Source organism: Macellibacteroides sp., assembly GCF_050251695.1.
GTDB lineage: Bacteria > Bacteroidota > Bacteroidia > Bacteroidales > Tannerellaceae > Macellibacteroides > Macellibacteroides fermentans.
Genome location: NZ_JBFWMI010000152.1, coordinates 1 through 4489 on the forward strand (window position 1 = coordinate 1; position 4489 = coordinate 4489).

5 protein-coding genes are annotated in these 4489 nt (G+C 48.4%); all 5 read right to left on the reverse strand.

The window, feature by feature from the left end:
- Window positions 1–395: GatB/YqeY domain-containing protein (locus AB7E53_RS14255; protein ID WP_446776427.1), on the reverse strand; the 395-nt coding region annotated here is incomplete at its 3' end.
- A gap of 30 nt (window positions 396–425) precedes the next feature.
- On the reverse strand, window positions 426–1787 hold the full coding sequence (gene ftsZ, locus AB7E53_RS14260; RefSeq protein WP_446772297.1) for a cell division protein FtsZ: 1362 nt from the start codon (window positions 1785–1787) through the stop codon (window positions 426–428).
- Between the two features lie 26 nt (window positions 1788–1813).
- Complete coding sequence (ftsA, locus tag AB7E53_RS14265) at window positions 1814–3166, reverse strand: cell division protein FtsA (RefSeq protein WP_079682729.1); 1353 nt, start codon at window positions 3164–3166, stop codon at window positions 1814–1816.
- A 5-nt stretch (window positions 3167–3171) separates the two neighbouring features.
- A complete protein-coding gene (locus AB7E53_RS14270; RefSeq protein WP_446771393.1) occupies window positions 3172–3900 on the reverse strand; it encodes a cell division protein FtsQ/DivIB in 729 nt (242 codons plus the stop codon).
- Window positions 3897–4489, reverse strand: a 593-nt coding sequence (locus AB7E53_RS14275) for a glutamate ligase domain-containing protein (protein ID WP_446776430.1), incomplete at its 5' end; no start/stop codon positions are given. The genes AB7E53_RS14275 and AB7E53_RS14270, both read right to left, overlap by 4 nt.

Genomic DNA, 4489 nt, shown 5'->3' on the forward strand with positions numbered 1-4489 from the left:
GCCAGTGTTTTGGTGGCCATGCCCATCACCTTGCCCATATCCTTGGCTCCGGCGGCACCTGTCTGCTCGATGATTGCTTTCAAAGCCTGCTCAAGCTCTTCGGCACTCATCTGCTTGGGCAGATATACTTCGATACAAGCGGCTTCGCTCAATTCATCCTGAGCAAGTTCGGGACGGCCCTGAGTTACGTAGATCTCTGCGCTTTCCTTGCGTTGCTTAATCATCTTCTGCAAGATTTTAACTGCAGCTTCGTCGCTCAGCTCTCCATCGCTTCCCTTGGCTGTTTTCGCTTCAAGAAATTCTTTCTTTACTCCGCGCAATGCCTGCAAACGGATTTTATCTTTGGCCAGCATCGCTGCTTTAATGTCGGCACTTACCTGATCAAATAGATTCATATCTTTATTATTTTACAAACAGTTCATTCATTAACGGAAACGGATCACAGGGCCGTTGTTTTCGGGCGTTTCCTTCTTCTCAGTTACCGGGATACTCTCTTCCTGTATAACCGGCGCTATTACCTCTTCGCGGGTTGTTTTGGAACGGGCACGGGTAATTATCTTCGGATCGCGGCTATAGGTAGGATTCTCTTCCATCAATACGATAAAGGCGTCGTCGTCCATCTCTTCGGTAGAGAGTATAACGGCTTTCGCTCTGGTGGAAGCACGACGCATCCGCTGACCGGAAGCTCCGTAGTATTTGTCTATCAGGTCCTTCTCTTCCTGCTCCTTACGCAGGCGATCTTCTTCCTGACGGAGTTCTTCTTCAGACATCCGCGAGTTTTCGGCTCTTCTCCGATCGGCAATCTGAGGAATATCCTCCACGCCGAATCCGGTTGCCAGAATGGTGATCTTCACCTTGTTTCCAAGGGTGTTATCAAGGGTAGTACCCCAGATAACCTCGATATCCCGTCCAAAACGCGACATAAAGTCGTGTACGTCGTTCATCTCTTCCATACGAAGCTCGGTGTCTTCGCAGAAGGAAACGTTAAACAGAATCTTCTTGGCATTAAATATATCGTTGTTGTTAAGCAACGGCGAGTTAAGCGCATCTTCGATAGATTTGCGTACCCGGCCCTCGCCTTCGCCGTATCCGCGGCTCATCAGGGCCACTCCTCCGTCTTTCATGGTTGTTTTCACATCCGCGAAGTCCAGGTTGATAAGTCCCGGCAGGGTAATAATCTCGGCAATACTTTTTGCTGCAATCGTAAGCGTATCATCGGCCTTGCCAAAAGCATTGGTAATGGAAAGGTCGGCATATATTTCGCGCAGGCGTTCGTTGTTGATAACCAAAAGTGCGTCCACATTCTTGCTTATCTCTTCAACACCGTTAAGCGCCTGTATAATTTTGCGTTCGCCTTCAAATACAAAGGGAATGGTAACAATACCCACCGTAAGGATACCCATATCTTTGGCAATACGGGCAATTACAGGGGCTGCTCCGGTTCCGGTTCCGCCTCCCATCCCTGCCGTAATGAACACCATCTTGGTTCCGTCACTAAGCATCTTGCGGAGATCATCAAGGCTCTCTTCGGCTGCCATCATGGCCCGCTCGGGTTTATTGCCGGCTCCCAGTCCCTGGGTGATCTCGCGTCCCAAAGTTATCTTGACAGGAACATCCGATCTGAGAAGCGCCTGATTATCGGTATTACATAATACAAATGTAACATCATGAATACCTTCTTTATACATATGGGTTACGGCGTTACCGCCACCCCCTCCTACTCCAATCACTTTAATGATGGATGGACTATCCGTAGGATAATTGAATTCTAATATTGTATCGTCCATGTGTTCAGTTATTATATTACAATTGCTTATGACTTATCTTCGCTATCATCAAAAAGATTCCGTGTCATGCTGTCAAACTTCGATGAAAGGTTCTTTAAAAGCCCACCCTGTTTCTTTTCCGGTTTGGGTTTTGACGGCTTAACGGGTTCACTCTTCGGCATGGGCGGTACCTCTATAGGATCTTCCATGAAGGGGCCAGGTTCAACCACATAAGCAGGAGGCACATAGCCGGCACAGTTTTCGGTTCCGTTCAGCAACAAGCCTACGGCCGATGCATACGAAGGGTTACCTGCTTCCAGGTCGCCGCTGGCCACAATTCCTCTGCGGGTAGCCGCGTAACGTACCTCCATTTTAGTGCGCTTGCGTATTACTTCGGGCAGACTTTTCAACGCTGCTCCACCTCCTGTAATAACGATACCTGCTCCTAACGTTCCCTCCATCTCGATGGCATCCAGTCTGGCGTACACATTCTCAAGAATTTCTCCCATACGTGCCTCAACCACGTTGTTGAGATCCGATAGCTTGATTTCACGCATACCCAAGCCGTCGGCCTGACTTACCTGGATGGATTGGTCGTTATCCTGATCCATCATGGCGCTTCCGTAGGTTTGTTTTACCCTTTCGGCTTCGCTTTCCGGCAGATGCAGACTGGTTATATCTCTTGTGATCAGATTGCTTCCCAACGGAATAACAGACAGATGCAGCAGTTTTCCTCCCTTATAAACGGTAAGTGTTGTAACACCGGCACCAAAACCAATCAGCGCACATCCCAGATCGCGTTCGTCGTCGTTCAGAACGGCATCGCTAAGGGCAAGGGGTGAAACAATAATTCCGGCAATGGTTATCTGGGCTCTTTCGGCAATACTGTTTATGATATGCCGCTTCAGTGAAGGACGCCCCACAATGAGCTTATATTTTGCTTCGATGCGTGTGCAGGGAATGCCCACCGGATTGGCCTCGGGTTTGTTATCCAGGTAATATACGGGAGACACCGCAGCCAGCACATCCAGCATATCCGGATGGAAGTTGAGGCATTCTGCATGCAGCGACGAGATGATCTCGTCCGTCACCACGCCTTCCGTACCAAGTACACGGGGTACCGTGTGGTTGATGGAACGTAGTGACTGTCCGCCTACACCTACGTACACCTTCTCTATCTTTGCCTCGTGAAGCTTGTTTTCAAGTTTCCTTACCAGGCGTTTAATTTTATTGGCTGTTTCTTCCACATTATATACACATCCCCTCCGGATGCAGTTACCGGAGTTTTCAACTTCGTAGGCAATTATGGAAAGAACTCCGTGCTCGTTCTTCTTTCCCACCATCCCGACTATCCGGGAGGTACCTAGATCAATAGCTGCTATAAAGTCTGTGTATGCCATATTATTTATTTTTTTGTACAAACAATCTGATTCTTATATTTTAAACTGATTACACTGTATTTCTCCCATCCTACGATAGGAATGGCCTGATCGTAAAACAGCTTCAGGTTCTGAAGCTTGGTTTCAAAATCGTCCAGTGTACCTAATACGATCCGGTGACTTCCCACCCGGGGTATAAGTTCTGTTTCGCCGTCGGGATGAACAAATATCTGATCAATCTGGTCATTCCAGAACTCATCCTTTTGCAAAAATAATGCAAATTTATATAAATCGGTAATAGCCAGCTCTTTTTCTATGTAACCGGTTGCAATTGGTACGTGGGCCACGTAGCGGGGACTAACTGGCATGGTGCTGCCTTCGTTATCCACATAATAGTTACCCCGCACACTCATAATGCGCAGAATGGGTACTTTCTGCGTTACCTCCAGCTTGACTGTTCCGGAAGGGGTGTTATAGGCTTCCACCCGGGCTATCATCTGGTTCTTGAGCAGTTCGGCCTCAATCTTGTTGGTGTTAACCTTTCTTGCCCGTTTGTCGATGGGGTTCAGATCGGCTTGCCTGAGTATGGCTATGATATCTGATTCGCTCACAAAGTGTTTGTCGAGGCTGTCTTCCACCACAATCTCCAGGTCGTGACAACGAGGGTTGTGTCTCTTTTCCCTGAAATAGAAAGAGACAAACACGATGTAGGCAAACAACAACGTGGCAACTACTATGGATAATGCGCGGATCACCGTTTTTCCAATATTTGTTTTACAGGTTCAACCAACCGGTCTATATCGCCGGCTCCAACCATCAGTACAACATCATACTCTCCTGCCTCGATGATACCGGGCAGTTCTGCTTTGGTGCAAAGCCTCTTTGCAGGGATAGTCACCCGGTCGAAGATGATGGACGAGGTTACTCCCGGAATGGGTTCTTCGCGTGCAGGGTAGATATCCAGCAGGATCAGTTCGTCCAGCAGCGAAAGACTGGCGGCAAACTCGGGTGCAAAATCGCGTGTGCGGGTAAACAGGTGCGGCTGGAAAATACCGGTAACCTTTCTGCCGGCATAGAGTTCCTTCACCGACTGAATACTCGCCTTTAGCTCTTCGGGGTGATGGGCATAATCGTCTATCAGCACACAATGGTCCGTTTTCATGCGGAAATCGAATCGGCGCTTTGGTCCCTGAAAGGTGTGCATGGCATCCTTTAATTCTTCTTCGGTAGCGCCGTTCAACCAGGCGATGGCCATGGCGGCTACGCCATTCTCTATATTTACTTTAACGGGAACTCCCAGTTCCACATCTTTGATTACTCCGTCCGGCGAAACAAAGTCGAACA

Bases quoted from the DNA above. Each gene is read 5' to 3' on its own strand.
- ftsZ (WP_446772297.1), bottom strand. From the start codon at position 1,787: ATGGACGATACAATATTAGAATTCAATTATCCTACGGATAGTCCATCC.
- ftsA (WP_079682729.1), bottom strand. From the start codon at position 3,166: ATGGCATACACAGACTTTATAGCAGCTATTGATCTAGGTACCTCCCGG.